Below are 25,898 nucleotides of genomic sequence, written 5' to 3' on the forward strand. Positions count from 1 at the left end.
CATGGCGTGTGCGGGGGCGTGTCGATCAGGCGTGCGTTGCGTCGTCGGCGCACGGCAGCCGGCCGAGCTTCGTCCATTGCCGGCGGTACAGCGCGTGCTGTTCGTCGAGCGTCAGCCCCTGCACGACCGCATCGACGAACACGCCCGGACAACCGACCCGCTCGGGCGGAATCGCGCCGACCTCGACGATCTCGTTGACTTCGACGATCGTGTAGCGGCCCGCCATCGCGATGTCGCGCTGGTTCTGCAGCGACGTGCCGCGAAACTCGACGTTGCCGAACGTGTCGGCGCGCCAGCCCTTGATGATCGACACGTCCGCGGTGAGCGGCGGCTCGACGAAGCACGTGCGGCCGTCGATCTCGATCTTCCGCTTCGGCGCATCGAGGGCGGGGAACATGCCCGGCTGGTCGAGGATGCCGACGCCGACCGGCACGAGCACGCCGCCCAGGCCCATCGCGCCGGCGCGCACCTTCTCGGCCCAGGTGCCCATCGGGAAGAACTCCGTCACGCGCACCGCGTCGGTCAGGTACGCGTGCGTCGACTCATCGGTCGTACCGACGTGCGTGCCGATGAATTCCGCGAGCTGGCCGGACGCGAACAGCCGCGCCTTGAGGAAGCCGCCGCGCAGGCCGGGCGTGTTGGCGATCAGCGTCAGTCCGTTCACGTCGCGGCGCAGCAACGCGTCGATGCAGACGGCGGCTTCGCCCGCGCCGACGAATTCGCCGAGCATCAGGCGGCTGCCGGATCGCACGTGCGACAGCGCGTCGTCGACCGGTCTCACCTTGTTCTCGTAGCGCATCGGCGTCTCCTCCCGGGTTGTGATGCCGCGAGTGTAGGCGGCGCGGCGGGCGGAAGTTGTCTTGTGGATGACAATTGCGGCGCGGGATTGGCCGGCGCGCGGCGGAATCGGGCGGACGTCGCGAAGCGCATCCGGCCCGCAGGCTCAACCGCGCCGGATGCCGTCCGGCAGCGCGCTGATGCGGCGCACTTCGGGCGAATCGAGCCACGCGCGCGACGCGACGCAATCGACGAACATCGCGGTCGCATCCTCGCCCCAGAACAGTTCGCCATCCCATTCGAAGGTCGGCACGCCGAACACGCCGTGCGCGATCGCGTGGTCGGTATGCGCGCGCAGCGCGTCCTTCACGTCCTGCGCATCGACGGCGCTCACGCCTTCGGGGAAGCCGACGGCGTCGCACAGCGCGGCGAAGCCTTCCGGCGACGCGACGTCATGTCCGTCGCACCAGATATGGCGGAAGATGCGCCGGATCACGTCGAGCGAGCCGCCCATCGCGATCGCGAGCCGCAGCGGGCGGATCGGATTGAACGGATGCGCGGGCGGCATCTGGAACGGGATGCCGAGCTTGTCGGCGCGATACTGCGCGTGACGATAGGTGAAGACGCGCTTCGCCGCGATCTCGGCGGGCGCCTTTTGGCCCCAGTGCGCGAGCAGCGCGCCGAGCACGATCGGGCGCGGTTCGATGGCCAGCGTCGGCGGCAGGCGCTCGAACTGTTCCAGCTGCAGATAGGCGAACGGCGAAACGAAATCGAAATACCACGTTGCGGTGGTCGCGGTGTTCATCGCGGTGCTCTCCAAGGCGTGTGCGGGGGGCGGCCGCCGGTGACGGCGGCGCGAATGCACGAAGGCACGGCGTGTCGAGGCGGTCGCGGATGCTGTCCAGTGTCGCATGCGGGCGGGTTTCGCGCATCCTCGGCGGCGCGCGGCGTTCGACCGTCAACCTTCAACCGGTCTCGACCAGCGCCGCGAGCTTCGCCAGCGCCATGCGCCAGCCCGTCTCGTTGTCGGCGGCCGGCACGCCGGGCGGCAGGCCGTCGTGGACCGCGTCGATGCGCGTGCCGCCGGCGTCGTCGGACAGCGTGATCGTGATCGTCATCGCGCCGCGCAGCGCGGGATCGTCGGTTTCGAATGCGTCGACCTCGACGACGAGTTCATTCGGCACAAGGGTCACGAAGCGGCCGTGATAGGAGTCGGTGCGAGCGGTCGTCTTGCCGGCGCCGGTCGGTGCGTCGTAGGTCAGCGTGATGCGGAACGCGCCGCCTTCGCGCGCATCGAACGCATCCACGCGGCAGGTCATGCCGTCGGGCGCTTTCCACTGCTCGATCGCGTGCGGATCGAGCAGTGCGCGATACACCTTCGCGCGGGGCGCGTTCAGATGCCGGCTGACGCGGGTCGAGTTCAGGCGAGCCATGGCGCTCCCTCCGGAAGGACGTTCGATCGAACGCCGCGCGTGCCGTCAGCGCAGCGTGCCCGCCAGTTCGTCGAGCTGCGTGATGCAGATATTCCAGCCTTCGAAGAAGCCGAGCTGCTCGTGCCGGTCGCGCGTCGCGGCATCGGGATGCATCACGCGGGCTTCGTAGCGGCATCCCGCGGCGTCGTCGCTCAGCGTGACGATCGCGGTGAACCCGAGCCACGGCGTATGCGGCCGCCAGCCGCCGGTGAGCATCGACGTGAACACGATGCGCGCTTCGGGTGCGATCTCGAGGAAGCAGCCCGGGTTGTCGCTGGTGCCGCCGTCGGGGCCGCGCATGAACGTGTGGAATGCGCCGCCCGGCCGCAGGTCGAACGCGCGCACCTCGGTGGTCCAGGGTTTCGGGCACCACCACGCCTTCAGCAGTTCGGGATCGGTCCACGCGCGCCACAACGCTGCGCGCGGCGCGTGCAGGACGCGGGTGATGACCAGGTCGCGAGTGTCAGCGGGTTCAGCGGGTTCGGGTGACATCGGCTTGCTCCTCTGCAGGTTGGCGTTCGACGAATTCGGCCATGCGGTCGGACCGCGTTTCCTATCTCGCGCATTGCGCGGCGATCCACTGGTTCGCTTCCGACAGCGCACGGAACACGTCGCTGACGCCTGCATCAAGGTTAGCCATGCGGCTAAATATAGGACAGGGCCGCGCGAATCGCCAGGCGTCGATCGCCAACGTGCCGCTCAGGGAGGCATGCCTGCCATTGCTCTGGCCGCGATCTGCTCCGCTTGCCGCGCCAGCGCCATCGTCGAACGCATCGGCCGTGCATGGTGCCGCCGATACCGGAACACCGCAGCGATGTGCAATGCGACCGTCGTTTCAGACACGGAAGCAACCAACCGGTCTTCCGGCAAGCGCGTGCGTCGCCTGATCGTCCAGCGTGCGTCGTGATGGTGTACCGTCTTGCTTCTCCGTCCGCTTGAAACCTGTCGTCAGGTTGACGCCCCTTCGCCCATCGCCATGAAACGCAAACACCTCATCGTCGCCGTCACCGGTCTCCTGATCGCACTCCCGATCGCGGCATTCGCGTTCATGAAACCGCTGCGCGTCGTCGTGCCCGCGCTGATTCCGGGCGTCACGTGCCCGGACGCGGACATCTGCACCGACGATGCGTCAAAGCTCGGCGAAGCCCGGCAACTGTACGGCGACGGCTATGCGCGCGCGGCGGCCGTCACCGGCCAGTTTCACGCCGCGCCGCGCGTGGTGTTCTGCGCGACGCCAGCGTGCGCCGACGCGTTCGGCCTCGGGCGGCGCGCGGCGGAAGCGGTCGGGAATGTCGGTGTGGTGGTCGCGCCGCGCGGCTGGCGAAGCTTCTATCTCGCGCACGAACTGATCCATTTCCGGCAGGCCGAAGTGCTCGGCAACTTGGCCGTCGCCACCCGGCCGAGATGGCTGATCGAAGGGATGGCGTACTCGCTGAGCGGCGACCCGCGCCATTCGCTCGGCGAGCCGCTGGAATCCTGGCGCGCGCAGTTCGACGCGTGGCACGCGTCGCTGGGCGCACGCGATCTCTGGGACGCGGCGCGCGACGTGCGGTGACGTCGGCGGGCGTCTATCTGGAGGACGGCGCGGCGCGCTGAGCGCGCCGCGCGTCAAGCGGCCCGTCGTGCGCCACGCGGCGTGCGACGGGCGTGATGCGGCCTGGGGCTCAGGCCGACACTTCGATGATGCCGGGAATCTGCACGTCCGGGTTCACGTCCGCGTCGTAGTCGACGCCGGCGATCGCGAAGCCGAACAGGCGCAGGAACTCCGTCTTGTAGCCGGCGAAATCGGTCAGCTCGTACAGGTTCTCGTTCGTGACCTGGTCCCACAGCGCGACGACCTTCGCCTGCACCTGCGGATCGAGCTCCTTGTAGTCCGCGCGCAGGCGGCCTTCGTCGTCCACGTGCGGCGTCGCGCCGTACAGGCTGTCCTTGAGCAGCCCGTAGACCTGCTCGATGCAGCCCTCGTGCGTGCCCTGTTCCTTCATGACCTTGAACAGCAGCGACAGGTAGAGCGGCATCATCGGGATCGCCGAGCTCGCCTGCGTGACGACCGCCTTCAGCACCGACACGCGCGCATCGCCGCCGGTCGGGGAGAGCGTGTCGCGGATCGCGAGCACCTTCTTGTCGAGATCCTTCTTCGCGGCGCCGATCGAGCCGTTCCAGTAGATGTCGTGCGTGATCTGCTCGCCGAGGTACGTGAACGCGGTGGTCTTCGCGCCGTCGGCCAGCACGCCGGCTTCGCGCAGCGCGTCGATCCACATCTGCCAGTCCTCGCCGCCCATCACCGCGACAGTGCCGTCGATTTCTTCCTGCGTCGCCGGCTCGAGCACGGTTTCGCGGATCACTTCCTTGTCGGTGTCGAGGCCGCGGAAGCTGACCGCCTTGCCGATCGGCTTGAGCGTCGAGCTGATCGTCTCGCCCGTCTTCGGATGCGTGCGGCGCGGCGCGGCGAGGCTGTAGACGACGAGGTCGACCTTGCCGAGGTCGCGCTTGATGGTGTCGATCGTGACCTGCTTGACCGCGTCGGAGAACGCGTCGCCGTTGATGCTGCGCGCATACAGGCCCTTCGCGGCCGCGAACTTCTCGAATGCCGCGCTGTTGTACCAGCCGGCCGTGCCGGGCTTCGTTTCGCTGCCGGCGCGCTCGAAGAACACGCCGAGCGTGTCCGCGCCCGAGCCGAACGCGGCCGTGATGCGAGCGGCGAGGCCGTAGCCGGTCGATGCGCCGATCACGAGCACCTTTTTCGGGCCGCCGGCAATCGGGCCATGCGAAGTCACATAGTCGATCTGTTCCTTGACGTTGGCTTCGCAGCCGACGGGATGAGTCGTCACGCAGATGAAGCCACGCACGCGCGGTTTGATGATCATGGAACCCTCTTGTGTAAAAGCGGAAAGCCTGGAAACGGCGAAGTTCGCGCATTGTAAAGGAAGCGGCGGCCGACGCGGCAAGCGCTCCCCCAAAACCCGCCGGCCCGCCGCCGGATATTTCTCTCTTGACAGAAATAACTGAAACGCCTAAATTTCGCGACATGGAACTCACACCGATTGCCGAACGATTCATCCTCCACTGGGGCGAAATGGGCTCCCGCTGGGGCGTCAACCGCACCGTCGCGCAGATTCACGCGCTGCTGTACCTGCTCGGCCGGCCGGTTGCCGCGGACGAGATCGCGGAGACGCTCAACGTCGCGCGCTCGAACGTCAGCACGAGCCTGAAGGAACTGCAGGCGTGGCGGCTCGCGAAGGTGGTGCACGTGATGGGCGACCGGCGCGATCACTTCGAGACGTCGACCGACATCTGGGAGCTGTTCAAGCTGATCGTCGAAGGGCGTCGCCAGCGCGAGATCGAGCCGACGCTCACGGTGCTGCGCGATTGCCTGACGAGCCCGGAGCTCGCCGACGAAAGCCGCGAGACCGAGCAGCGCCTGCGCGACACACTGCAGTTCGTCGAAACGCTGACGACGTGGTCGGACGAAATGCTGCGGCTCAAGCCGGACACGTTGATGAAGGCGCTCGGCATCGGCGCGAAGATCAGCCAGACCGTCAGGCGCAAGCCGTCGTCGAAGTAAGCCGGAGCGGGCGCGCAGCCCGCTTTTTTTGAAGTGTGAATTTCTGTTTGTACAGAAATAACTGTAGGTAGAGGATGAAAGCGATGTGGTCAGCGCACGCGATGGAGGCATCGGCATGAATATCCTGGTTTGCGGGGCGAACGGATTCATCGGGCGTGCGCTGTGTGCGCGTCTCGAGGCCGGCGGCCATCGCGTCGTGCGCGGCGTGCATGCCGGGCGTCGGGCGGCGGGCCCCGGGGAGATCGCGATCGACTATGCGCGCGACGTGCGGCCCGAACACTGGCGCGCGCGGCTCGACGGGATCGATGCGGTGGTCAATGCGGTCGGCATGCTGACCGGGCGGCGCGGCGTGACGCTCGACGCCGTGCACCGTGCGGCGCCGTGCGCGCTGTTCGATGCGTGCTGCGGCGCCGGCGTCCGGCGGATCGTCCAGATTTCCGCGCTGGGCGTCGAGCGCGGCGACACCGCGTATTTCGCGAGCAAGCTCGCCGCCGACGCGTACCTGCAGACGCTGCCGATCGATTTCCGGATCGTGCGGCCGGCGCTCGTGTACGGCGCGACGGGCGCATCCGCGCGCTATTTCCGGATGCTCGCGAGCCTGCCGGTGCACGTGCTGCCTGCCGGCGGCCGCCAGTTGCTGCGGCCCGTGCACGTCGACGATCTGGCCGAGCTCGTCGCGCGGCTGATCGAGCGGCCCGCGGCGGGCGAGCGCATCGTCGACGTGGTCGGCGCGGACGAAGTCGAGTACCGCGAGATGCTCGCGATCTACCGGCGCGCGATGGGGTTTCCGCCTGCAATGCGCGTCAGCGTGCCGGGGGCGCTGTGCGGCGCGGCGGCGGCGCTGTCCGGGCGGATGCCGGGCGCGATGCTGACGCGCGACACGTGGGCGATGCTGCGCGCCGGCAATACCGGCGAGCTCGCCGCATCGAGCGCGGCGCTCGGCCGGCCGCCGCGCGGCCTGCGCGCGTTCATCGGCGCGCAGGCCGTGGCGCTGCGCCACGAAGCGCTCGCGGCGTGGCGGCGTCCGCTGCTGACGGGCTCGCTCGCGATCGTCTGGATCTGGACGGCCATCGCGAGCGCGTTCATCCATCCGCTGCGCGACAGCCTGGCGCTGCTCGCGCACGTGCACCTGACCGGAATCTCCGCGCTGGCCGCGCTCTATGCGGCATGCGCGCTCGATTTCGTGATCGGCGTCGCGACCGTCGTCGCGCCGTCGCGCCGCCTGTGGGCTGCGCAAATCGTGCTGATCGTCGCGTACTCGGCCGTCATCGCGGTCGCGATGCCTGGCCTGCTGGCGGAACCGTTCGGCCCCGTGCTCAAGAACGTGCCGATTCTCGCCGTCCTGTTGATCCTGTTTGCTGAGGAGGAGCGTTCGTGAATACCTATCTCGTCGTCAAGGCGCTGCATATCGTGTCGTCGGTGCTGCTGGTCGGCACGGGGCTCGGCACCGCGTTCTACCTGTTCTTCGCGAACCGCACGCGCTCGGTGCCGGCGATCGCCGCCGTGTCGCGTCTCGTGGTGCGCGCCGACTGGTGGTTCACGACACCGGCCGTGATCTTCCAGCCCGCGTCGGGGCTGTGGCTCGCGCACGCGGCCGGCTGGCCTTGGAATACGCCGTGGCTCGTCGCATCGCTCGGCCTGTACCTGCTGGCGGGCGCGTGCTGGCTGCCGGTCGTGTGGCTGCAGATCGAGCTGGCCGCGATGGCGAAGCTCGCGCATGCGAACGGCGCCGCCGAACTGCCGGACCGGTACTGGCGCTACGCGAAGGCCTGGGAACGGCTCGGCTATCCGGCGTTTCTCGCGATGCTGTCCGTCTATTTCCTGATGGTGCTGAAGCCGATGTGAGCGAGAAGTGCAAACGATGAATCCTGCCTTCTGATTTTTTCGCTTGCAGCGCGATCATCGATGGATTCGATGGAAAAGAATCCGCGATAATCAGACGATTCCGGAATCGCCGTACCCGACCTCAAAAGGAACAAGGAGCCTGCATGCTGCACATCCTCGGCAAGATCCCGTCCATCAACGTGCGCAAGGTGTTGTGGCTGTGCGCGGAACTCGACCTGCCGTTCGAACGCGAAGACTGGGGTTCCGGCTTTCGTTCGACCGACGATCCGGCCTACCTCGCGCTGAATCCGCACGGCCTCGTGCCGGTCATCAAGGACGATGATTTCGTGCTCTGGGAATCCAACACGATCATCCGCTACCTCGCGAACCGCTACGGCGGCGAGGCGCTCTATCCGGCCGAACCGCGGGCCCGCGCACGGATCGATCAATGGATCGACTGGCAGGCCTCGGACCTGAACCGTTCGTGGGTCTTCGCGTTTCAGGGCCTCGTGAGAAAGTCGCCCGATCATCAGGACCCGGACGCCATTGCAAAGTCGATCGCGGACTGGACGAAGCACATGCGCGTGCTGAACGCGCAACTCGACGCGACCGGCGCGTTCGTGGCCGGCGAGCGCTTCACGCTCGCCGACATTCCGATCGGGCTGTCGGTGAACCGCTGGTTCGGCACGCCGTTCGAGCATCCGGATTTTCCGGCGATTACGCGCTATGTCGAGCGCCTCGCCGCGCGTCCGGGCTTCGAAGCCTACGGCGGCAGCAAGAATCCCTGAGCGGCAGGCTGCGCGACCCGCGGCCTGCGCACCCCGGCGCGCGGGCCCGGCCGCGTTCACTCGCTGCGCGCCGGCACCGCATCGAGCACGCGCGCGACGAACGCCTCGTGATTCCACGCGGCTTCCGGCCGCGACAAACCGAGCCGCACGATCACCAGTTGCCGGCTCGGCACCACGCTCACGAACTGGCCTTCGTGCCCGACCGCATGGAACGCGTCCGCCGGCAGCGCCGGCGCATGCGGATCGGGGTCGTTGAACGGCTCGGGCACCTTCACCCACAGATGCGCGCCGAATTCCTGGCGCGGCGCTTGCGGCGTCGCGCGCGCCATGTAGCGCACCCAGCCTTCGGGCAGCAGGCGCTTGCCGCCCCACACGCCGTCCTGGAGGAGCAGCTGCCCGAACTGCGCCCAGTCGCGCGCGCTGGCATACATGAACGACGCGCTCGCGAGCGTGCCCGACGCATCCGGCTCGAAGAACGCATTGCGCATGCCGAGCGGCGCGAACAGCGCGTGTTGGGGGAACGCGAGATAGTCGGTTTCCGTGCCGCCCAGCGCGTCGCGCATCACGCGCGCGAGAATCGCGCTCGTGCCGCTCGAATAATGCCAGCGCGTGCCCGGCGGCGCCGCGAGCGGCTTGGCCGACGCGAAGCGCGCGGTGTCGGGCTGCGTGAACAGCATCACGGCGACGTCGGACAGCGGGTCGTCATAGTCTTCGTTGAATCGCAGGCCGCTCGTCATCCGCAGCAGTTCGTCGAGCGTGATGCGCGCGCGCGGATCGCCGGCGTCGCGCCATTCGGGCAGCAGCGCCGATGCGTCCGGCGAGAGCTTGTGCTGCGCGACGAGCATGCCGACCAGCGCGGCGGTCACGCTCTTGGTCATCGACCAGCCGGGCAGCGGCATGTCCGCCGAAAAGCCCGGCGCGTAGCGCTCGGCGATCACGCGGCCGCGATGGAGCACGACCACCGCGCGCGTGCGCCGCGGCCGCGCGGGATCGGGCTCGTCGAACGCGCGGTCGAGCGCCGTCTGCAGCTTGTGCGCGTCCACGCCGTCATCCGGCGCGGGCGCTGCCGCGGGCGCGGCGGGCGGCGGGGCCGGGTCGGGCAGCGCGGCGGGCAGTGCGTCGGTCGACGGCCCGAGCGCGAGCGTGCAGCCGAGCGCCGGCCGGAATACCGCTTCGCGCGCGGCGAAGCCGGCAAAGGTGGCGCGCGCCAGATGACGGGCGGGGTCGACCGACGGATGGACCAGCTTGAGCAGCGGATGCACGCCCGCCGTGATGTCGACGTCGATCACCGACGCCGCCGGGCGGCCCGATACGAACACGCCCGAGCACAGCGTCTTGGCCGCGTAGCCGGTCGCGATCGGCGCGAGCCGGGACAGCGTGTAGCCGGCGTAGCCGAGCGCGGCGATCAGCGCGAGCGCGGTGGCGCGTCGAAGCAGCGGCTTGAAGGGTGTCGTCATGCTGGGTTGTCTGCCGTCGGGTCACAATCGGCAGTGTCGCAGGTTCGGGCGCGTGGTGGCAATCGCGCGCGCGTGTCGCGGCGCGGCGCATGATGCCGCCGTCCCCCGGCAAGGCCCGGGATCGAGCGGACTCCCCCGGCGGAACGGAAAGACAGGCCGACGCGCGACGCGTCCCTCGGCCGCGCCCCCGGTTGCGCGTCGCCTGAGATCGAATGGGCCGCCGCCGATTCTGGCGTGGGCGGCTTGCCTGGTTACCGCGTTATTGCTGATTGTTGCCGTTCGGACGCAGCGTCCAGACGGTCGCGGAATTCGTGTTGTCGTTGACGGCAGCGAACTGCGGCTGGCGCTGGCTGCCCAGTCCGAACGCGAGCCCGAACGCCGCCCCGGGAACGATGTCGACCTGCATCTGCGCGACGAACTGCCCGTCCACCGTGAACTCGACGATCTCGCTCGGCTGTTGCGGATCGGGGTTCACCGCGTCGCCGTTGGCGGTCACGAGGTGGCCGTTCGGCGCGAGCGCCAGCGCGAGCGGGCCATGCAGGTGCTTCTTGTCGAAGTAGATCAGCCGTCCGGCGCCGGCGTTGCCGTTCGTCGATGCGGCGTTCCGGATCGCGAACACGGCGTTGTCGCCGGTGGACGCGACATACAGGATGTCATTGTTGGCGTCGTATGCGAGGCCGGTCGGGCCGACGACCAGCGCGCTGGGATCGGTCCGGAACGTGTAGCCCGACGCGATGATGCGCGAGCTCTGCAGCATCGTGACGCCGCCGCTGTTGTCGAACATGAGATCGATCCGCGCCACCGTTCCGTTCAGCACGTTCGACACGAACGCGGTCACGCGCTGGCCGCGGTCGATCACGGTCATGTCCCACGGTCCGTCGAGCAGGGCCGCGCTGACGAGTTGCGTCACGAGACTGCCTTGCGGATTGATGACGAGCAGCGAGCCCGGCGGGACGACGTGCTGGCCGTCCGTCGTCGGCACGTTGCCGACCAGCACGAAGCCGTTGCGCAGCACCGCGAGCGCGGTCGTGAGGCCCAGGTTCTGGCCCTGGAAGAAGACCGTCGGCGAGTTGTCGGGCGACAGCTTCACGATCGTCGTGCCGGTGCCTTGCAGGTTCGCGCTGTTGTTGAAGTTCGACACGACGACGTCGCCCGGTTTCAGCGTGCTCCATGCCGGCACGCCGGACGGGACGAAGGCGATGCCGTACGGGTTGAGGTCGCCGTTCGTCGGCACCGTCGACGCGATGACGGACGACGGCGGCAGGATCGTTCCGCCGTCGGCCCATGCGTAGGCCGACGACAGCGCGACCAGACCGGCGCCGCAGACCGCGCGGCGTAGCGTGCGCGCCATCGCGCGCGACGTGCGGGCGATGGCCGGCGGGTCGGGGGAACGACAGGAGGGGAGCGGGATCATGGCATGACTCCGGTAGACGATCGTGAAAGACCATCCGGGCTGCCGGCCTGCGCAGTCTACGGGTGTCCGGCGCCAGCTCGCGCGCGGCGTTGCGGCGCGAAGCGGCGCTGTGCGTAAACGCACTGCCGCACACGGTTATTCCTTTCGTCTGCCGCATAGGTTGCGCGTGCATCGATGCATGCCGCGCGCAACCTGACAGGTTGAAATCCGTCCGGCGGTCGGCCGATAATCGTTCGGACTCGATCGACATCCCGGACTCACGCTTATCGGAACCTGCCATGGCCTATGACACCAACAACCCGTTCGCAAAAATCCTTCGCGGCGACCTGCCGTGCGTCAAGGTTGCGGAAGACGACGCCACGCTCGTGATCATGGACCTGATGCCGCAGGCGGACGGTCACGTGCTCGTGATCCCGAAGGAGCCCGCGGCGGAAATCTTCGACCTGTCCGCCGATGCCGCGGCCGCGTGCATCCGCATGACGCAGCGCGTCGCGGCCGCCGTGCGCGATGCGCTGCAGCCGGACGGCATGTTCATCGGCCAGTTCAACGGTCGCGCGGCGGGCCAGACGGTCGCGCACGTGCACTTCCATGTGATCCCGCGCTGGGAAGGCGTTGCGCTGAAGCTGCACGCGCGCGACGTCGCCGACGCGGCGACCCTCGAATCGATCGCGCAACGCATTCGCGAACGCTTCGTCTGACGCGGGCGCGCATCGCGACAGGCGATGCGGCGAGCAGGGCGGCAGCGTCCGGCGCGCCGGGTGTTTCAGCGGTCATCCCGGGTAACACGTGTAACGGTGCGCGAAACGTCCCGCAAGCGCGCGGACGCTACACTCGGTTCATCGCTTCATCGGACGATATGGGCTGCTGTTCGGGCCTTTCGCAGCGGGCGCATTGCGTCCCGCGGCGCAGCCTTCGCACGGCGTCATTCGTCCTGTACCGGGAACCCTCATGTCCAGACTTTTCATCACGCTCGCGCTGATCGGCGGCCTGTCCGGCTGCGTCGTCGCGCCGCCGTACGGCTATGCGCCCGCGCCGGCCTACTACGGCTATGCACCGGCGTATTACGCGCCGCCGGTCAGCATCGGTATCGGCGGCTCGTTCCGGATCCGCTGACGCGGCGCCGGCCGTAATCGGGCACAAACGGCCGCAAAACAGGCACAGGCTCGCCGGGACGCCGCCGTCCTATACTTCTGCGGAAAACACTCGTCCCAGCGAGACAGCCATGACGCTCACGCCCAAGGTCGCGGCCCTGTCGGTCGCGGTCACGCTCGTCTACCTCGGGCTTGCCGTTCTCGGCAGCGGCGGGTTCGCCGCGTTCTTCTCGCACCCCGCGCTGACCGTCGTCGCGATCGCGACCATCGTCATGACCGTCGTCGCGGCCTTCAGCAGCGGCAACCTGAGCCCCGGCGAGCGCGAGGATCGCGGCAACCGCTGGGTGCTCGCCGCGTTCGGCGCGATCGGCTTCGCCGCCGCGTACCTGCCCGCGCTCACCGACCGGCTGGATGTCTGGACGCTGGATGGGGAAACGCTGCGCTGGGCCGGCGTCGCGCTGTACATCGCCGGCGGCGCGTTGCGCCTCTGGCCCGTGTTCGTGCTGGGCCGCCGCTTCAGCGGGCTGGTCGCGATCCAGCCCGGCCATACGCTGGTCACGGACGGCATCTATCGCGTCATCCGCAATCCGAGCTATCTCGGCCTGCTCGTCAATTCGCTCGGCTGGGCGCTGGCGTTTCGCGCCGGCGTCGGCGTGCTGCTGACCGTGCTGACGATTCCGCCGCTCGTCGCGCGCATCCGTTCCGAGGAAGCGCTGCTGCGCGCGCATTTCGGGGCCGAGTACGATGCGTATTGCGCGCGGACCTGGCGGCTGATTCCCGGCGTCTACTGACCCGCTTTGCCCGTCGCGCGCGACCGCGAGTTGCGTTTGCGCGACGCGGCCGGCACCTGATTCCGGAGGGCCGGAACCTCTGGGCAAGCCAGTGCCGGCGCGGGTTTCCGGGCTTGCCGCGACAGGTGCGCCGAGTGTTTCCAAAGCGCAAACATCTTGTTACCACAATGTAGAGGGCAAGCGTCGGGGACCGATGCTATTCTTCGCCGCAAGCTCAATGAAATGAATTCGTCCGACGCTGCGCACCCTGCATCGAACGGGCCGGTCGACGCGAATCGTCATACCAGAGCGAACCCTCGATAAACAGATTGCGAACAAGGAAGAACCGGGCATGTGGAAGAAGATCGCCCCCACCCTCGTCGTCGCCGCTCTTGCCGGCGCGACTGCGCTGCCGGCAGCAGCGAGTGATTTGAACAACGCGCTTGGCGGCGCGCTCGGCGGGGTAGCCGGCGCAGCGGTCGGCGGCGCGGTCGGCGGCCGCACCGGCTCGGTGATCGGCGGCGCGATCGGCGGCGGCGCAGGCGGCGCGGTCACGTCGAACCGTCGCGAGCGCACCGGCGCGATCATCGGCGGCGCGCTCGGCGGCGGCGCAGGCACCGCGGCGGGCAACGCGATGGGCGGCCGCACGGGCGGCCTCCTCGGCGCGGCCGTCGGCGGCGGCGCAGGCGCGGCGCTCGGCGGCAATCTGTCGCGCAGCAACTCGTATGACGACGATCGCGGCTATCGCCGTCACCACCACAAACATCATCGTCGCGACTGGGACTGATCGTCCCCGCGAGTGACACGCCGGCGTGAGCGGCGCGCGACCGGCGCGCCGCAGGACGCGGCGGTCACGCTCGAGACCCGGCCGGGCGGCGCGCGCCGCCCGCGTCCGCCGGGCACTGCAGGTTTCCCCGCTGCACCCGATCTCCTGAATTTCTCCCGATCCGCACGCCGCGTGCGTGTGCCTTCCCGATTCCCCGCATGTTTTTCGTACGCCGCTGCGCGCCGCGCGGGTAGTGCGAAAACGAATGGCATCCATCCCAACATTTAATTGGTGAATCGCGGGCGACTCCGATATCGTCAACCGTGCCCGCCGCCGTTGCGTCGCCGCAAGGCCGTGCGGGCCGGCGAGCGCAAGCCGAGCCGCTTTCACGTTTCCCCGGCAGCGGCGTCACGCCGCCGCGGAACGGACCCACCCATTGCCTGGATGCTTATGTCTAAGACAACGTATTACGCGCCGCATGGCGGCCACCCGCCGCAGACCGACCTGCTGACCGATCGCGCGATGTTCACCGAGGCGTATGCGGTCATTCCGAAGGGCGTGATGCGCGACATCGTCACGAGCTGGCTGCCGTTCTGGGCGAACACGCGCCTGTGGGTGATCGCGCGCCCGCTGTCGGGCTTCGCCGAGACCTTCTCGCAGTACATCGTCGAAGTGAATCCGGGCGGCGGCAGCGACAAGCCCGAGCAGGACAAGGAAGCCGAAGCCGTGCTGTTCGTCGTCGAAGGGGAAGTCGAGCTGACGCTGCAGGGTGCGAAGCACGTGCTGAAGCCGGGCGGCTACGCGTTCATTCCGCCGGGCGCGAACTGGACGCTGCACAACGTCAGCGACGCCGCCGCGCGCTTCCACTGGATCCGCAAGCGCTACCAGGCCGTCGACGGCATTGCGCTGCCGGAAGCGTTCGTGACCAACGAGCAGGACGTCGAGCCGATTCCGATGCCGGGCACCGACGGCGCGTGGGTGACGACGCGCTTCGTCGACATGAGCGACATGCGCCACGACATGCACGTGAACATCGTGACGTTCCAGCCGGGCGGCGTGATTCCGTTCGCGGAAACGCACGTGATGGAGCACGGGCTGTACGTGCTCGAAGGCAAGGCGGTCTATCGCCTGAACCAGGACTGGGTCGAGGTCGAGGCCGGCGATTTCATGTGGCTGCGCGCGTTCTGTCCGCAGGCGTGCTACTCGGGCGGCCCCGGCCGCTTCCGCTACCTGCTGTACAAGGACGTGAACCGTCACATGAACCTGACGCTGAACGCGGCGCGCTGAACGAAACGCGTGATCGCCGAACGGGCCCGCCGGTGCAAGCCGGCGGGCTTTTTGCGTTGGTTCGTCGAAAATTTGCGATCCTGAGCAGCCTAAATAAAATTTAGCCAGCCCAACTTTGGCTAAAGAATGTTCCGGTTTCGGGGCATCCCTTCGACAATGCGCGCCTTTCGCGACGAGCGGCGACAGGTTGCGCGCCGCGGATTCACGGCATCGAAGAAGGAGCCCGACATGACCGACACGACCGCTTCCCCACCTCCCGCCCCGCCGCGCCGCCGCGTCTGGCGCATGCTCGCCGGCGTGCTGCTCGGGCTGACGGTCGCGTGCGCGGGCACCGGCGCGTGGACGATCCATCGCATCTGGACGCAGTTGCCGTCCGTCGAGCATCTGGCCGTCTATCGGCCGGCGCTGCCGCTGCGGGTCTTTTCGCGCGACGGCGAGCTGCTCGCCGAATACGGCGTCGAGCGCCGCGAGTTCGTGCCGCTCGAACGCATGCCGCCGCTGATGCGCGACGCGCTGCTCGCGGCCGAGGACGCGCAGTTCTACCGGCATGGCGCGGTCGACCTCGGCGGCCTCGCGCGCGCGACGTTCGCGAACCTCGTCACCGGGCAGCCGGGCCAGGGCGGCAGCACGATCACGATGCAGGTCGCGCGCAACTTCTACCTGACGCGCGACAAGGTGCTGAGCCGCAAGCTCGCCGAGATCCTGATGGCGTACAAGCTCGAGCGCGAATACAGCAAGGACAAGCTGCTCGAGCTGTACATGAACGAGATCTACCTCGGCGAGCGTGCATATGGTTTCGCGGCGGCCGCGTCGGTGTACTTCGGCAAGCCGCTCGATGCGCTGAGCGCGGGCGAGGCGGCGGTGCTGGCCGGCTTGCCGAAGGCGCCGTCCGCGTTCAATCCGGTCGTCAATCCCGCGCGCGCGACCGCGCGCCGCAACTACGTGCTCGGCCGCATGCACGCGCTCGGCCGGCTCGACGACGCGACGTATCGCGCGGCCGTCAACGCGCCGCTCGCGCTGTCGACCACGCCGCCGCCGGGCATTCTCGCCGCGCCGTATGTGGCCGAACGCGCGCGGCGCATGATGGTCGAGCGCTTCCGCGACGATGCGTACACGCTCGGCCTCGACGTGACGACGACGATCACGATGCGCGACCAGCACGCGGCCGAAGCGGCGCTCGCGCGCGGGCTGCGGCGCCAGCCGGCGGCGCGCGACGCGAAGCCCGCGCTCGAAGGCGCGCTCGTGTCGCTCGACGCGGCGAGCGGCGACATGCTCGCGCTGGTCGGCGGCGCGGATTTTGCCCGCAACGGGTTCGATCACGCGTTGCAGGCGTATCGCCAGCCGGGGTCGAGCTTCAAGCCGTTCGTCTATTCGGCGGCGTTGGAGAAAGGCTATTTCCCGGGCGTGCTCGTCGACGATGCGCAGCGCACGCTGACCCGCGCGGAGACCGGCGCGCAGCCGTGGCGGCCGCGCAATTTCGGCAATCGCTACGAGGGCTTCATCCCGGTGCGGCGCGGCCTCGTGCGCTCGAAGAACCTCGTCGCGGTGAGCCTGATGCAGGCGGCCGATCCGCATTACGTGCAGCAGCATGCGATGCGCTTCGGTTTCGACGCGCGGCGCAATCCCGCGTCGCTGCCGCTCGCGCTCGGGTCGGGCGCGGTCACGCCGCTCGAGCTGGCGAGCGCGTACGCGGTGTTCGCGAACGGCGGGATGCGGCTGGAGCCGCGCCTGATCGCGTCGGTGAAGCAGCGGCACGGCGGCGTGCTGTACGAAGCGTCGCCCGCGGCCGGCACGCGCGTGATCTCCGCGCGCAACGCGTTCATGATGGACAGCATGCTGCGCGACGTCGTGAGCGCGGGCACCGGACGCGGCGCGCTCGCGTTGCGCCGCGACGATGCGGCCGGCAAGACGGGCACGTCGAACGGCTCGAAGGACGTGTGGTTCGCCGGCTATTCGTCGGGCGTCGTCGCGGTCGCGTGGCTCGGCTACGACACGCCGCGCGGCGTGGGGCGCGCGACCGGCGCGACGCTCGCGCTGCCGGTGTGGCTCGACTACATGAAGACGGCGGTCGACGGGCGCGCGCCGGCCGAGGCCGCGCAGCCGCGCGACGTCGCGGTGGTCGACGGCGATTTCGTCTACGCGGAATACACGCAGGGCGCGTGCACGGCCGACGTGCCGCCGTTCGTGCGCAGCGACTTCGCGTGCGCGGCCGCGCCTGCGCCGGCGGGCGCGTCCGCCGTGGCCGGACATGACGCGGCGGCGGGCGTCGCGATGCCCGCCGCGGTCGACGCGGCCGAGCGCGAGCGCGTGCTCGACCTGTTCCGCACCGACGATTGAGGCGACGCGACATGCATACGCTGTACCTGATCGCGATCGTCGCGGAAGCGATGTCGGGGGCGCTGATGGGCATGCGGCGCGGGATGGACCGCTTCGGCCTCGCGCTCGTCGGCGCGGTGACGGCGCTCGGCGGCGGCACGGTGCGCGACGTGCTGCTCGGCCACTATCCGCTCGGCTGGATCGCACATCCCGAGTATCTCGTCATCACGCTGGCCGCGGCGACGTTTGCGTCGTGGGCGGCGCGCCGTCTCGCGCGGATGAGGACGCTGTTCGTCACGGTCGACGCGGTCGGCCTCGCGGCGTTCACGATCATCGGCTGCGACATCGGCGCAAAGACCGGCAGCGCGCCGATCATCGTCGTGCTGGCCGGCGCGATCACCGGCGTGTGCGGCGGGATGCTGCGCGACCTGCTGTGCAACGAAATGCCGCTGATCCTGCGCGAGGAGCTGTATGCGAGCGTCGCGTTCTGCACGGGTGCGCTGTATGTCGGGATGCAGTACCTGGGCATCGACGCCGGCGTGGCGACCGTGGCCGCGCTCGTGGCCGGCTTCGCGATGCGGATGCTCGCGGTGCGGCTGGGCTGGAAGATGCGGACGTTCGGCGTGGCCGACGTCGAGCGTTGACAGGCGGCGCAAGCCAGTCGTCGACGTAAGCGTGCGCTATGCCGGCACCATCACCGGCGGCCCACCGTCGCCGGTCTCGACCATCCTCACCGCAAACCCATAGCAGCGCGCGATATTTGCGGGCGTCATCACGTCGCGCGGCGCGCCGTGCGCGACGATCGTGCCGTCGGCCAGCATTGCGATGCGGTCCGCGTGGCGCGCGGCGAGGTTCGGGTCGTGGACGATCGCGAGCACGCCGAGCCGCCATTCGCGCGCGACCGCGCGCACGGTCTCGAGCAGCCGGTGCTGGTGCGCGAGATCGAGCGCGGCGGTCGGTTCGTCGAGCAGCAGATAGCGGGGCTGCGCGGCATCGTCGCCGTCGTCGGGCCACAGCTGCGCGAGCACGCGCGCGAACTGCACGCGCGCGAGTTCGCCGCCCGACAGCGTCGTGACGTCGCGGCCGACCAGCATGTCGGCGCCCGCGCGTTCGAGCGCGCACCACGCGATGTCGCGATCCCGGCGCGACGCCGAGCCGCCGCGGCGGGCGTGCGGATAGCGGCCGAGCAGCACGATCTCGTCGACGCTGAACGGAAACGCCGGCTGTGCCGCCTGCGGCAGCACGGCGCGCAGGCGCGCGAGCCGGGTCGCGTCGATGTGCGCGAGCGCTTCGCCGTTCAGCGTGACGGCGCCGGACATGCGTGCGCCGGCCGGCGCGCCGCGCCCGCTCAGCTCGCCGGCGAAGGTCTTCAGCAGCGTGCTCTTGCCGGCGCCGTTGCGGCCGAGCAGCGCGGTGACATAGCCCGGCTCGATCGACAGCGACAGGTCGCGAAGGATGACGGCGCGGCGGCGCGCGACTTCGAGTTGGTGGGCGATCAGCATGGTCGTGAAGGAAGGGGCGCTGGCGTGGAAAACGGCACGCTCATCCGCCGAGCGCGCCGCGGTTTTTCCACAGCAGCGCGAGAAAGAACGGCGCGCCGAGCAGCGCGGTCAGCACGCCGAGCGGAATTTCCGCCGGCGCGGCGACGGTGCGCGCCGCGAGATCGGCGGCGAGCGTCAGCAGCGCGCCGAGCAGCGCGGCGCCGGGCATCACGATCCGCTGGTCGGGGCCGCACGCGAGGCGGATGCAATGCGGCGCGACGAGCCCGATGAAGCCGATGATCCCCGCGCACGACACGAGCGCGCCGACGGCGAGCGCGACCGCGACGAGCACGCGCCGCTTGAGCCGCTGCACCGGCACGCCAAGATGCAGCGCTTCGGTTTCGCCGAGCTGCAGCGCGTTCAGTGCGTCGCGCTCGCGCGCGAGCAGCGCGCAGCCGATCGCGACGCACGGCGTGACCGCCGCGAGCGCCGGCCATTGCGCGCCGCCGAGGCTGCCGAGGCTCCAGAACGTCAGCGTGCGGAGCTGTGCATCGTTCGCGGCGAACGTGAGCAGCCCGATCGCCGCGCCGGCGAGCGCGTTGATCGCGATGCCGGCGAGCAGCAGCAGCGGCAGCGCGAGCCGGCCGCGCGACGCGGCGAGCCGGTAGACGAGCGCCGCGACCGCGAGCGCGCCCGCGAACGCGGCAATAGGGAGCACGGCGGCGCCGGCCGATGCGGCGAACAGCGCGGGACCGAGCACGATCGTCGTCGTCGCGCCGAGCGCCGCGCCGCTCGATACCCCGACGAGCCCCGGGTCCGCGAGCGGATTGCGGAACAGCGCCTGCATCGCGGCGCCCGCCGCGCCGAACCCGCCGCCGACCAGCAGCGCGAGCGCGACGCGCGGCGCGCGGATGTCGAGCAGGACCGCGCGCGCCTGTTGCGCAGCGGCGTCGCCGGTCAGCGCGGCCCAGAGTTCGGCCGGCGGGATGCGATACGCGCCGACGCACAGCGAGGCGACGGCGGCAGCGGCGACCAGGACGGCAAGGGCCGTCAGTGCGAACGGCGCGAGCCGGCGCGACGCGCCGACGCGCGCGGCGCCGGACGAGGCCGCGCGCGTCGGTGCGGTGAAGGACGAAGCATGAGCGGGCATCGTGACGATCCGGAATCAGGCGAGCGCATCCGACAGTTGCCGGTGCAGCGTGGTGAGGGCGAGCGGCAGGCGCGGGCCGAAGCCGAGCAGCAGCAGTGCGTCGAGCGACACGACGCGCCGCGCGCGGCCGGCCGGCGTCGCGGCGAAGCCCGGCGCGGCCAGCAGCGCCGCCCGGCCGCCGACCGCGGCGAGCCCTTCGTCGGAGATCAGCACGACGTCGGGCGCGGCGGCGGCGAGCGCCTCGGTCGTCAGCGGCTTGTAGTGATCGAAGCCCTGCATCGCGTTGCGCGCGCCCGCGTAGCGGATCATCGCGTCGGCGGCGGTGCGCTGGCCCGCGGCGAGCGCCTGGTTGCCGGTGTGGTTGAGCACGAACAGCACGCGCGGCGGTTGCGCGCCGCCGGGCGGCTGCGCGGCGACCGTCGCGCGCGCGGCCTGCCAGTCGCGGTCGAAGCGCTGCAGCAGCGCCGCGCCCGCGTCGCGCACGTCGAGCGCTTGCGCGACGCCCGTGATCTTCGCGCGGGCGGAATCGACGTCGTGGCCTTCGCGGAACGTCGTCACCGCGACGCCCGCGCCCTTCACCTGCGCGAGCGCGGCCGGCGGCCCGGCCTCGGCCGACGCGAGCACGAGGTCCGGCCGCAGCGACAGCAGGCCCTCGGCCGACAGCGCGCGCTGGTAGCCGACCTTCGGCAGCCGGCGCGCGGCGTCGGGATACGTGCAGGTCGTGTCGGCGCCGACGAGCGTATAGCCGCGCGCGTCGGCGGCGCCGAGCGCGAACGCCGTTTCCGCGAGTGCACCGCCGATCACGACGACGCGCTTCGCCGGCGCCTGCGCGCGCCCCCGGCCCGGCAGCGCGCCCGCGAGCGCACCGACCGCCGCGCTCGCGAGCAGGATGCGGCGCTGCCGGTTGAGCGGCCCGCGGCTCACCGTGCGTCTCCGTGCTCCACCGGCGGCAGGCCCGCCACCAGCGCCCGCCAGTCGTCGCGTTCCGGCCGGCCCGGCTTGCGTTCGCCGAACAGCAGCGCGACGTGCTCGCCCTGCCGGTCGAACAGCTCGAGCGACGTGACGATGCCGTCGCTCGTCGGCTTCTTCACGACCCACGCGGCGGCGATCATGTCCTCGCGCACGTGCAGGTTGAAGCCCGGATCGAGCACGTTGATCCACGCGCCCATCTCGCGCACGTTTGCGACGGGCCCGGTATGGATCTGGATCATCCCCGCATTGCCGACGAACACCATGATCGGCTGCCCGCTGCCGGCCGCGCGTTCGAGCGCGTGACGCAGCGCACGCGTGCCGACCGGGTACGCGTACCGCGGCTCGGCGAGCCGCAGCGCCTGCAGTCGGCTCACGCCGAAGCGCTGCGTGATGCCGAAGAACTGGTGCGTGTCGGTCATCGCGTCCCACGCCGCGCGAAAGCCCTCGACGTCGATCTCGCTGTCCGCGCGCTCGGGCGCCTTCGGCGCGGCCGGCGTCACCGCGAGCCCCGCTTCCTGCGACGGCGCGCGCCAGCGCTCGACGAATGCGTCGTATGCGGCGTGATCGCTGTGCGCGCGCAGATAGACCTTGTGGATCGCATCGCCGTGCGCGTCGAAGAACTGCAGGCTCTTCAGCGTGCCGTGCGCGGTCGCATCGCTGACCGCGAACGCGGATGCCCAGTGACGGTAGAAGATGCGCAGGTCGATGTCGCCGAGCGCGAGCCCGACCGGGCCGTCGTGGCTCATCTGCGCATATGCGCCGTCCTTCTCGTGGACGGCGGTCTCGTTGCGCGTGAGCGCCATCACGCGGCCGAGCCGCGGCATTTCCTCGAACATCGCCGGGAAGCGCGCGTCGAGCCGCACGACGTGCTCGCCGACGAACGCGGCGAGCGCCTCGCCTTCGCTGACGCCGAGCGCCTGCGCGGCGTCGCGGTTGCGCAGCTGGCGCTCGGCCTTGAGCTTGACGAACGCGTCGCGCAGCGCGGCGGCGGTGCGCGCTTGGGCGGCGGGTTGACCGGGAGCGGCGGATTGCATCATGTCGGACTCCTTCATGTGACGGATGGGTAGGGAACGCCGGCGGCACGCATCAGAAATCGACCTTCATGCTGACGGCGACGGTGCGCCCGGGCGCGGTGTACGCATCGAGCACCTGCGAATCGGCCGCGATGCCGCGCACGTCCGACCAGTTCCAGTATTTGCGATCGAACAGGTTGCGGATGCCGATCGTCGCACTCACGTGCTTGTTGAAGCGGTAGCCGCCGCGCACGTCGACGACGAACGACGACGGCGGCGCGAAGCACGGCTTGTTGGCCTGCGAGCATGCGCCGGCCGGGATGTCCTTGTCGCGCTTCGCGGCCTGGAACAGCAGGTCGGTCTGCACGAACCAGCGCTCGCCGGGCTCGTAGCGCACGCCGAACACCGCGGAGAACGGGTTGATCGAATCGAGCGGCTGGCTGGCCGCGCCGTTGTTCTGCGTCGAGCCCTTCGTGAAGGCCAGCGCGGTCTTCAGCGTGATGCCGTTCGGCATGATCCATTCCGCGCGGCCTTCGAGGCCGTGGATGCGGGCGTCGGCGAAGTTCACGTACTGGAACACGAACGGATCGTTCGGCCGGCCGCTGCCGGCGATCGTGGTGCGCGAGATGAAGTTGCGATAGCGGCCCGTGAACGCTGCGGCGCTGTAGCGCACGACGCCGTAGCCGGTGCCCGCCTTGCCGCGCAGGCCCGCCTCGAACGTGTCGCTCGTCTCGGGCTTCAGGTCGGGATTGCCGATCGACGTGTAGCCGAACACCGGGTTCGAGAAGCTGCTGTTGGCCTGGTCCGGCGTCGGCGTGCGGAAGCCGTGCGCGTACTGCGCGTACGGAATCAGCGCGGGCGTGATCTCGTACAGCACCGCGACGCGCGGCGACAGTTCGCGCGCGCTCGTCGACACCGCCTTGCCGGTGAACAGCGGATCGTTCGCGCTCGGGCTCAGCCGGTACGCATCGAAGCGCAGCCCCGGCGTGACGAGCAGCCGCCCGTAGCCGATCTGGTCCTGCACGAACGCGCCGAGCAGCGTGTAGTCGGTGTCCGGGAACGCCTTGTTCGGGAATGCCTCGCCGACGCCCGGCACCGTGCCGTCGCGATAGTTCTTCACGCGCGACAGGCTGCCGTCGACGCCATACAGCAGCTTGTGCGCGAACGGGCCGGTCGAGAAGCCGCTTTCCGCGAACGCCGAGCCGCCGAACGTGCGTTCCTCGTAATGGTTGTCGCGCGAGCGGGAGCGCAGCGAGCCGCCGCGCGTCTCGAACGCGAGCTGGTCCTGCGTCGCTTCCTGGTAGTAGAACTGCGCGTGCGCGTTCTGGAACCAGCGGAAGGCGTCGTCGTGGAAGTCGTAGTCGATGCTGAAGCGGTTGCGCTCGAGGCGGTCGCTCGTCGTGAGGCCGAGTGTCGTCGGCGGATTGATCGCCGACAGCACGTTCGTGCCGATGCGCCGCTGCACGGTTTCCGCGGTGAGCTTGATCGTGTCGCGCGAGGTCGGCGTCAGCACCAGCTTGCCGAGCAGCGATTCCGAGTAGACGTCCTGAGGATTCGACGTGGTGCGCAGCGTGCTCGCGGTGTTGTTGCTGCCGCGCGTGTCGATCTCGTGGCCGCGCCGTCCGTCGGCGATGATCATCCCTTGCACGCGATCGTTGCCGGCCGCGGCCGACACCGTCGCGCCGATGCTGCGGTCGGTCGAGTCGTAGCTCGGCCGGAACGAGAAATAGTAAGGCTTGCGATAGATCGACAGCAGGTCCTGCGGGTCTTTCGTGATGAAGTTCACCGCGCCGGTGAGGCCGTCGCTGCCGTACAGCGCCGACGCCGGCCCGCGCAGGATCTCGATGCGCTTCAGTGTGTCGAGGTCCGCGTAGTCGCCGCGGCCCGCTTCGAGCGGGCCGAACGAGAACGCGCTCGGCAGGCGGATGCCGTCTTCCATCAGCAGCACGCGATTGCCTTCGAGGCCGCGGATGTTGATGCTCGAGTCGCCGTCGCGGCCGCCGCCGAGCGCGGCGTTGCCGGGCCGGTACGCGGTGCGGCGCACCGTGACGCCCGGCTCGTAGCGCAGCGCGTCCTTGATGTTCGCCGCCTGCTGTTCCTCGAGATCCTCGTCGGTGATCACCGACACGGACGCGGCCGTGCGGCTCGCCGCCGTTGCGGTGCGGGTGGCCGTGACGGTGACGGGGTCGAGCAGCGCGGCATCGCCGCGCGTGGACGCGGCGAGCAGGGTCGGCGGGGTGGCGCCTTGCGGCAACGAATCGGCGAAAGCCGGAGCGACGGACAGGCCGAACGCGCCGAACAGCGCAGCGCAAATCGGCCGCCGCGCCAGCGTGTAGCAATGCACAGGTGGTCTCCCAGTGATGAAAACAAGCCCGAAGGCTGGCTGGGTGACGCGTTCACCTGGCTGGCCCGTTCGCGCACGCGAGGCGGCGAACGGCTGGATGAAAGGAAAAGAGTAAAACGTGCCGAATTGTAAATGAGAATTATTATCAATTCAAGGCGGGTGAGTGCGTCGGGTGCCGCGAGGTGGCGATGACGCGCGGACGCCGCAAGCGCGGACGCCGCTCTACGACAACGATTCGAGGCGGATCAGCAGATTGCGCGCATGGGCGATGAACGCGTCGTGCGTGTCGCGCTCGCTGCGGCCCTCGAGGTGGTGCTCTTCCGCGAACGCGATCTGCTCGGCGAAGATCTCGCCGAGCGTGTGGCGGGCGTCGGGGGGAAGCGCACGGATCATCGAGACGAGCAGCAATTCCTGCGCGCGGAGCATGCCGGACAGCGATTGAGCGTTCATGCCGACCCCCTTGGTCGATGCGGCGCCGGGCGCCGGTCTTTCCATACTAGGCGGTCGGCGCGCGCGCGTCGCGGTGCGGCGGCGGAAAAGCAGAGCGGCGGAAGAGAGGGAAAAGGCTGAAGCGATCAGGCGGCAGCGGCCGCCGCCTGCGCGTCGCGCACGACCTGCGCGACCTGCTCGACGAACCCGGCGTCGATGCTCGACAGCGCCTCGCGCTTGCCGTCGGGCATCTCGACGATGAGCCGGTACGTGACGTCCTGCGTCGTCCACGCCAGATAGCCGACGACCACCAGCATCACGCCGACGACGAGCGCGGCGGTCGACCCGAAAAGGCCGCCCGCGACAGCCGACACCGCGCCGATCAGCGAGATCAGTGATGGCACGAGTTTGTTTTTCGGGATCTTGACGACATCGACGCGACGAATGTCACGCAAGGGAAAGACCTGCCCGGCGGCCGACAGGCCGTTGCGCGTGACCGTCACGCCCCGTTCGTTGAAAGCGTTTTCCATCATGTGTGGCGTGGACGAAAACGCGCAGCGTAGCAGACTTCAATGCCGCGTCAAACGGGGCCGAGTGCCGCACGCGAGGCGGCATCGCGTCAGAACTGCAGCCGGCCGTCGCCGTAGAGCCGGCCGGGCACGTGCGACGCGACCGCTTCGGCGATCTCCGCGTCGGTCGATTCGGCCGGCACGACCTGGCGCCGCGCGGGTGCGTCGAGATGCATCGTCCATTCGACGAGCCGGTACGGGCGCCCCCACGGGCGCTGCATCTCGACCGACACGCGGCAACTCTGGACGGGCAGCGAGTGCTCGCGCGTCAGAATCGCATGCAGATGGCTGAAAACGGTATCTTCGATCATCGTGGCCTCCGATCCTGTCTCGTGGTGGCCGGCAGCCGCGCCGCCGGAGTCAAAAAAAAAGCCGCCGATGCTCAGGCGGCCAACAGGGGGGGTGAGTGCATC

At 69.6% G+C, this 25,898-nt stretch carries 28 protein-coding genes; 13 read left to right on the forward strand and 15 right to left on the reverse strand.

Annotated features, from left to right (window positions below; all coding sequences use genetic code 11):
• Positions 1-25: 25 nt before the first annotated feature.
• From KY49_RS11925 to KY49_RS11940, 4 genes are all read right to left on the reverse strand, one after another.
• Entirely contained in the window at positions 26-799 is a 774-nt protein-coding gene (locus tag KY49_RS11925; protein ID WP_042584866.1) for a CoA transferase subunit A, read from the reverse strand.
• Between the two features lie 144 nt (positions 800-943).
• Positions 944-1,582: a 2-hydroxychromene-2-carboxylate isomerase gene (locus tag KY49_RS11930; protein WP_042584997.1), complete on the reverse strand. Its 639-nt coding sequence runs from the start codon at positions 1,580-1,582 to the stop codon at positions 944-946.
• A gap of 160 nt (positions 1,583-1,742) precedes the next feature.
• Positions 1,743-2,210, reverse strand: a complete 468-nt coding sequence (locus KY49_RS11935) for an SRPBCC family protein (protein ID WP_042584867.1) — start codon at positions 2,208-2,210, stop codon at positions 1,743-1,745.
• A gap of 45 nt (positions 2,211-2,255) precedes the next feature.
• Complete coding sequence (locus tag KY49_RS11940) at positions 2,256-2,741, reverse strand: SRPBCC family protein (RefSeq protein WP_042584868.1); 486 nt, start codon at positions 2,739-2,741, stop codon at positions 2,256-2,258.
• 217 nt (positions 2,742-2,958) lie between these two features.
• Here KY49_RS11940 and KY49_RS37100 point away from each other — a divergent pair, with 217 nt between their 5' ends.
• Both KY49_RS37100 and KY49_RS11945 read left to right on the forward strand, forming a co-directional pair.
• Positions 2,959-3,156, forward strand: coding sequence for a hypothetical protein (locus KY49_RS37100; protein ID WP_143134475.1), 198 nt, complete (start codon positions 2,959-2,961; stop codon positions 3,154-3,156).
• A gap of 69 nt (positions 3,157-3,225) precedes the next feature.
• The gene (locus tag KY49_RS11945) at positions 3,226-3,804 is read left to right on the forward strand and encodes a membrane protein (protein WP_042584869.1); all 579 of its coding nucleotides are present in this window, start codon (positions 3,226-3,228) and stop codon (positions 3,802-3,804) included.
• Positions 3,805-3,913: 109 nt separating this feature from the next.
• Here KY49_RS11945 and fabV read toward each other — a convergent pair whose 3' ends face one another.
• On the reverse strand, positions 3,914-5,116 hold the full coding sequence (gene fabV / locus KY49_RS11950) for an enoyl-ACP reductase FabV (protein WP_042584870.1): 1,203 nt from the start codon (positions 5,114-5,116) through the stop codon (positions 3,914-3,916).
• 161 nt (positions 5,117-5,277) lie between these two features.
• Between fabV and KY49_RS11955 the strand changes: the two genes are divergently transcribed.
• The 4 genes from KY49_RS11955 to KY49_RS11970 all read left to right on the forward strand — a co-directional run bounded on the left by KY49_RS11955 (position 5,278) and on the right by KY49_RS11970 (position 8,426).
• Positions 5,278-5,814 carry a GbsR/MarR family transcriptional regulator gene (locus KY49_RS11955; protein ID WP_029226786.1) on the forward strand — a complete coding sequence of 179 codons (537 nt, stop codon included), beginning with the start codon at positions 5,278-5,280 and terminating at the stop codon, positions 5,812-5,814.
• 115 nt (positions 5,815-5,929) lie between these two features.
• On the forward strand, positions 5,930-7,192 hold the full coding sequence (locus KY49_RS11960) for an SDR family oxidoreductase (protein WP_042584871.1): 1,263 nt from the start codon (positions 5,930-5,932) through the stop codon (positions 7,190-7,192).
• A complete protein-coding gene (locus KY49_RS11965; RefSeq protein WP_042584872.1) occupies positions 7,189-7,659 on the forward strand; it encodes a DUF2269 family protein in 471 nt (156 codons plus the stop codon). Before KY49_RS11960 ends, KY49_RS11965 begins: the two co-directional genes overlap by 4 nt.
• A 143-nt stretch (positions 7,660-7,802) precedes the next feature.
• A complete protein-coding gene (locus tag KY49_RS11970; protein ID WP_042584873.1) occupies positions 7,803-8,426 on the forward strand; it encodes a glutathione S-transferase family protein in 624 nt (207 codons plus the stop codon).
• A gap of 56 nt (positions 8,427-8,482) precedes the next feature.
• Here the strand turns inward: KY49_RS11970 and KY49_RS11975 are convergent, their stop codons facing one another.
• Both KY49_RS11975 and KY49_RS11980 read right to left on the reverse strand, forming a co-directional pair.
• Entirely contained in the window at positions 8,483-9,883 is a 1,401-nt protein-coding gene (locus KY49_RS11975) for a serine hydrolase domain-containing protein (protein WP_042584874.1), read from the reverse strand.
• Positions 9,884-10,142: 259 nt separating this feature from the next.
• Complete coding sequence (locus KY49_RS11980; RefSeq protein ID WP_231636381.1) at positions 10,143-11,297, reverse strand: hypothetical protein; 1,155 nt, start codon at positions 11,295-11,297, stop codon at positions 10,143-10,145.
• A 278-nt stretch (positions 11,298-11,575) separates the two neighbouring features.
• Between KY49_RS11980 and KY49_RS11985 the strand changes: the two genes are divergently transcribed.
• The 7 genes from KY49_RS11985 to KY49_RS12010 all read left to right on the forward strand — a co-directional run bounded on the left by KY49_RS11985 (position 11,576) and on the right by KY49_RS12010 (position 18,171).
• Positions 11,576-11,995 (forward strand): HIT family protein, encoded by a 420-nt coding sequence (locus KY49_RS11985; protein ID WP_042584875.1) that lies wholly within the window; start codon positions 11,576-11,578, stop codon positions 11,993-11,995.
• Between the two features lie 250 nt (positions 11,996-12,245).
• Positions 12,246-12,410 carry a hypothetical protein gene (locus KY49_RS38110; protein ID WP_175550692.1) on the forward strand — a complete coding sequence of 55 codons (165 nt, stop codon included), beginning with the start codon at positions 12,246-12,248 and terminating at the stop codon, positions 12,408-12,410.
• Positions 12,411-12,519: 109 nt separating this feature from the next.
• A complete protein-coding gene (locus KY49_RS11990) occupies positions 12,520-13,179 on the forward strand; it encodes a methyltransferase family protein (RefSeq protein WP_042584876.1) in 660 nt (219 codons plus the stop codon).
• Between the two features lie 331 nt (positions 13,180-13,510).
• Positions 13,511-13,945 carry a hypothetical protein gene (locus KY49_RS11995; protein ID WP_042584877.1) on the forward strand — a complete coding sequence of 145 codons (435 nt, stop codon included), beginning with the start codon at positions 13,511-13,513 and terminating at the stop codon, positions 13,943-13,945.
• Positions 13,946-14,374: 429 nt separating this feature from the next.
• The gene (locus KY49_RS12000; protein WP_010096429.1) at positions 14,375-15,211 is read left to right on the forward strand and encodes a bifunctional allantoicase/(S)-ureidoglycine aminohydrolase; all 837 of its coding nucleotides are present in this window, start codon (positions 14,375-14,377) and stop codon (positions 15,209-15,211) included.
• Positions 15,212-15,439: 228 nt separating this feature from the next.
• Positions 15,440-17,548: a penicillin-binding protein 1A gene (locus tag KY49_RS12005; RefSeq protein WP_042584999.1), complete on the forward strand. Its 2,109-nt coding sequence runs from the start codon at positions 15,440-15,442 to the stop codon at positions 17,546-17,548.
• Positions 17,549-17,559: 11 nt separating this feature from the next.
• Positions 17,560-18,171, forward strand: a complete 612-nt coding sequence (locus KY49_RS12010; RefSeq protein WP_042584878.1) for a trimeric intracellular cation channel family protein — start codon at positions 17,560-17,562, stop codon at positions 18,169-18,171.
• 36 nt (positions 18,172-18,207) lie between these two features.
• Here KY49_RS12010 and KY49_RS12015 read toward each other — a convergent pair whose 3' ends face one another.
• The 8 genes from KY49_RS12015 to KY49_RS12050 all read right to left on the reverse strand — a co-directional run bounded on the left by KY49_RS12015 (position 18,208) and on the right by KY49_RS12050 (position 25,796).
• Positions 18,208-19,029, reverse strand: a complete 822-nt coding sequence (locus tag KY49_RS12015) for a heme ABC transporter ATP-binding protein (protein ID WP_042584879.1) — start codon at positions 19,027-19,029, stop codon at positions 18,208-18,210.
• 40 nt (positions 19,030-19,069) lie between these two features.
• On the reverse strand, positions 19,070-20,158 hold the full coding sequence (locus KY49_RS12020) for a FecCD family ABC transporter permease (protein WP_042584880.1): 1,089 nt from the start codon (positions 20,156-20,158) through the stop codon (positions 19,070-19,072).
• A gap of 15 nt (positions 20,159-20,173) precedes the next feature.
• Positions 20,174-21,082, reverse strand: a complete 909-nt coding sequence (locus tag KY49_RS12025) for a heme/hemin ABC transporter substrate-binding protein (RefSeq protein WP_042584881.1) — start codon at positions 21,080-21,082, stop codon at positions 20,174-20,176.
• Positions 21,079-22,167: a hemin-degrading factor gene (locus tag KY49_RS12030; protein WP_042585000.1), complete on the reverse strand. Its 1,089-nt coding sequence runs from the start codon at positions 22,165-22,167 to the stop codon at positions 21,079-21,081. The genes KY49_RS12025 and KY49_RS12030 overlap by 4 nt, the downstream gene beginning before the upstream one ends.
• Positions 22,168-22,216: 49 nt before the next feature.
• Positions 22,217-24,487 carry a TonB-dependent hemoglobin/transferrin/lactoferrin family receptor gene (locus tag KY49_RS12035; RefSeq protein WP_042584882.1) on the reverse strand — a complete coding sequence of 757 codons (2,271 nt, stop codon included), beginning with the start codon at positions 24,485-24,487 and terminating at the stop codon, positions 22,217-22,219.
• A 222-nt stretch (positions 24,488-24,709) separates the two neighbouring features.
• Positions 24,710-24,937: a hypothetical protein gene (locus KY49_RS12040; protein WP_042584883.1), complete on the reverse strand. Its 228-nt coding sequence runs from the start codon at positions 24,935-24,937 to the stop codon at positions 24,710-24,712.
• 125 nt (positions 24,938-25,062) lie between these two features.
• Positions 25,063-25,446 (reverse strand): DUF6232 family protein, encoded by a 384-nt coding sequence (locus KY49_RS12045; protein ID WP_042584884.1) that lies wholly within the window; start codon positions 25,444-25,446, stop codon positions 25,063-25,065.
• An 89-nt stretch (positions 25,447-25,535) separates the two neighbouring features.
• Positions 25,536-25,796 (reverse strand): DUF2866 domain-containing protein, encoded by a 261-nt coding sequence (locus KY49_RS12050; protein WP_042584885.1) that lies wholly within the window; start codon positions 25,794-25,796, stop codon positions 25,536-25,538.
• Positions 25,797-25,898: the final 102 nt, after the last annotated feature.

The sequence above is a fragment of the Burkholderia sp. MSHR3999 genome (assembly GCF_000833595.1).
GTDB lineage: Bacteria > Pseudomonadota > Gammaproteobacteria > Burkholderiales > Burkholderiaceae > Burkholderia > Burkholderia ubonensis.

Excerpts from the sequence above, each read along its gene's own strand:
- KY49_RS11925 (WP_042584866.1), bottom strand. The coding sequence starts at position 799 with ATGCGCTACGAGAACAAGGTGAGACCGGTCGACGACGCGCTGTCGCAC.
- KY49_RS11930 (WP_042584997.1), bottom strand. The coding sequence starts at position 1,582 with ATGAACACCGCGACCACCGCAACGTGGTATTTCGATTTCGTTTCGCCG.
- KY49_RS11935 (WP_042584867.1), bottom strand. The coding sequence starts at position 2,210 with ATGGCTCGCCTGAACTCGACCCGCGTCAGCCGGCATCTGAACGCGCCC.
- KY49_RS11940 (WP_042584868.1), bottom strand. The coding sequence starts at position 2,741 with ATGTCACCCGAACCCGCTGAACCCGCTGACACTCGCGACCTGGTCATC.
- KY49_RS37100 (WP_143134475.1), top strand. The coding sequence starts at position 2,959 with ATGCCTGCCATTGCTCTGGCCGCGATCTGCTCCGCTTGCCGCGCCAGC.
- KY49_RS11945 (WP_042584869.1), top strand. The coding sequence starts at position 3,226 with ATGAAACGCAAACACCTCATCGTCGCCGTCACCGGTCTCCTGATCGCA.
- fabV (WP_042584870.1), bottom strand. The coding sequence starts at position 5,116 with ATGATCATCAAACCGCGCGTGCGTGGCTTCATCTGCGTGACGACTCAT.
- KY49_RS11955 (WP_029226786.1), top strand. The coding sequence starts at position 5,278 with ATGGAACTCACACCGATTGCCGAACGATTCATCCTCCACTGGGGCGAA.
- KY49_RS11960 (WP_042584871.1), top strand. The coding sequence starts at position 5,930 with ATGAATATCCTGGTTTGCGGGGCGAACGGATTCATCGGGCGTGCGCTG.
- KY49_RS11970 (WP_042584873.1), top strand. The coding sequence starts at position 7,803 with ATGCTGCACATCCTCGGCAAGATCCCGTCCATCAACGTGCGCAAGGTG.
- KY49_RS11975 (WP_042584874.1), bottom strand. The coding sequence starts at position 9,883 with ATGACGACACCCTTCAAGCCGCTGCTTCGACGCGCCACCGCGCTCGCG.
- KY49_RS11980 (WP_231636381.1), bottom strand. The coding sequence starts at position 11,297 with ATGATCCCGCTCCCCTCCTGTCGTTCCCCCGACCCGCCGGCCATCGCC.
- KY49_RS11985 (WP_042584875.1), top strand. The coding sequence starts at position 11,576 with ATGGCCTATGACACCAACAACCCGTTCGCAAAAATCCTTCGCGGCGAC.
- KY49_RS38110 (WP_175550692.1), top strand. The coding sequence starts at position 12,246 with ATGTCCAGACTTTTCATCACGCTCGCGCTGATCGGCGGCCTGTCCGGC.
- KY49_RS11990 (WP_042584876.1), top strand. The coding sequence starts at position 12,520 with ATGACGCTCACGCCCAAGGTCGCGGCCCTGTCGGTCGCGGTCACGCTC.
- KY49_RS11995 (WP_042584877.1), top strand. The coding sequence starts at position 13,511 with ATGTGGAAGAAGATCGCCCCCACCCTCGTCGTCGCCGCTCTTGCCGGC.
- KY49_RS12000 (WP_010096429.1), top strand. The coding sequence starts at position 14,375 with ATGTCTAAGACAACGTATTACGCGCCGCATGGCGGCCACCCGCCGCAG.
- KY49_RS12005 (WP_042584999.1), top strand. The coding sequence starts at position 15,440 with ATGACCGACACGACCGCTTCCCCACCTCCCGCCCCGCCGCGCCGCCGC.
- KY49_RS12010 (WP_042584878.1), top strand. The coding sequence starts at position 17,560 with ATGCATACGCTGTACCTGATCGCGATCGTCGCGGAAGCGATGTCGGGG.
- KY49_RS12015 (WP_042584879.1), bottom strand. The coding sequence starts at position 19,029 with ATGCTGATCGCCCACCAACTCGAAGTCGCGCGCCGCCGCGCCGTCATC.
- KY49_RS12020 (WP_042584880.1), bottom strand. The coding sequence starts at position 20,158 with ATGCCCGCTCATGCTTCGTCCTTCACCGCACCGACGCGCGCGGCCTCG.
- KY49_RS12030 (WP_042585000.1), bottom strand. The coding sequence starts at position 22,167 with ATGATGCAATCCGCCGCTCCCGGTCAACCCGCCGCCCAAGCGCGCACC.
- KY49_RS12040 (WP_042584883.1), bottom strand. The coding sequence starts at position 24,937 with ATGAACGCTCAATCGCTGTCCGGCATGCTCCGCGCGCAGGAATTGCTG.
- KY49_RS12045 (WP_042584884.1), bottom strand. The coding sequence starts at position 25,446 with ATGGAAAACGCTTTCAACGAACGGGGCGTGACGGTCACGCGCAACGGC.
- KY49_RS12050 (WP_042584885.1), bottom strand. The coding sequence starts at position 25,796 with ATGATCGAAGATACCGTTTTCAGCCATCTGCATGCGATTCTGACGCGC.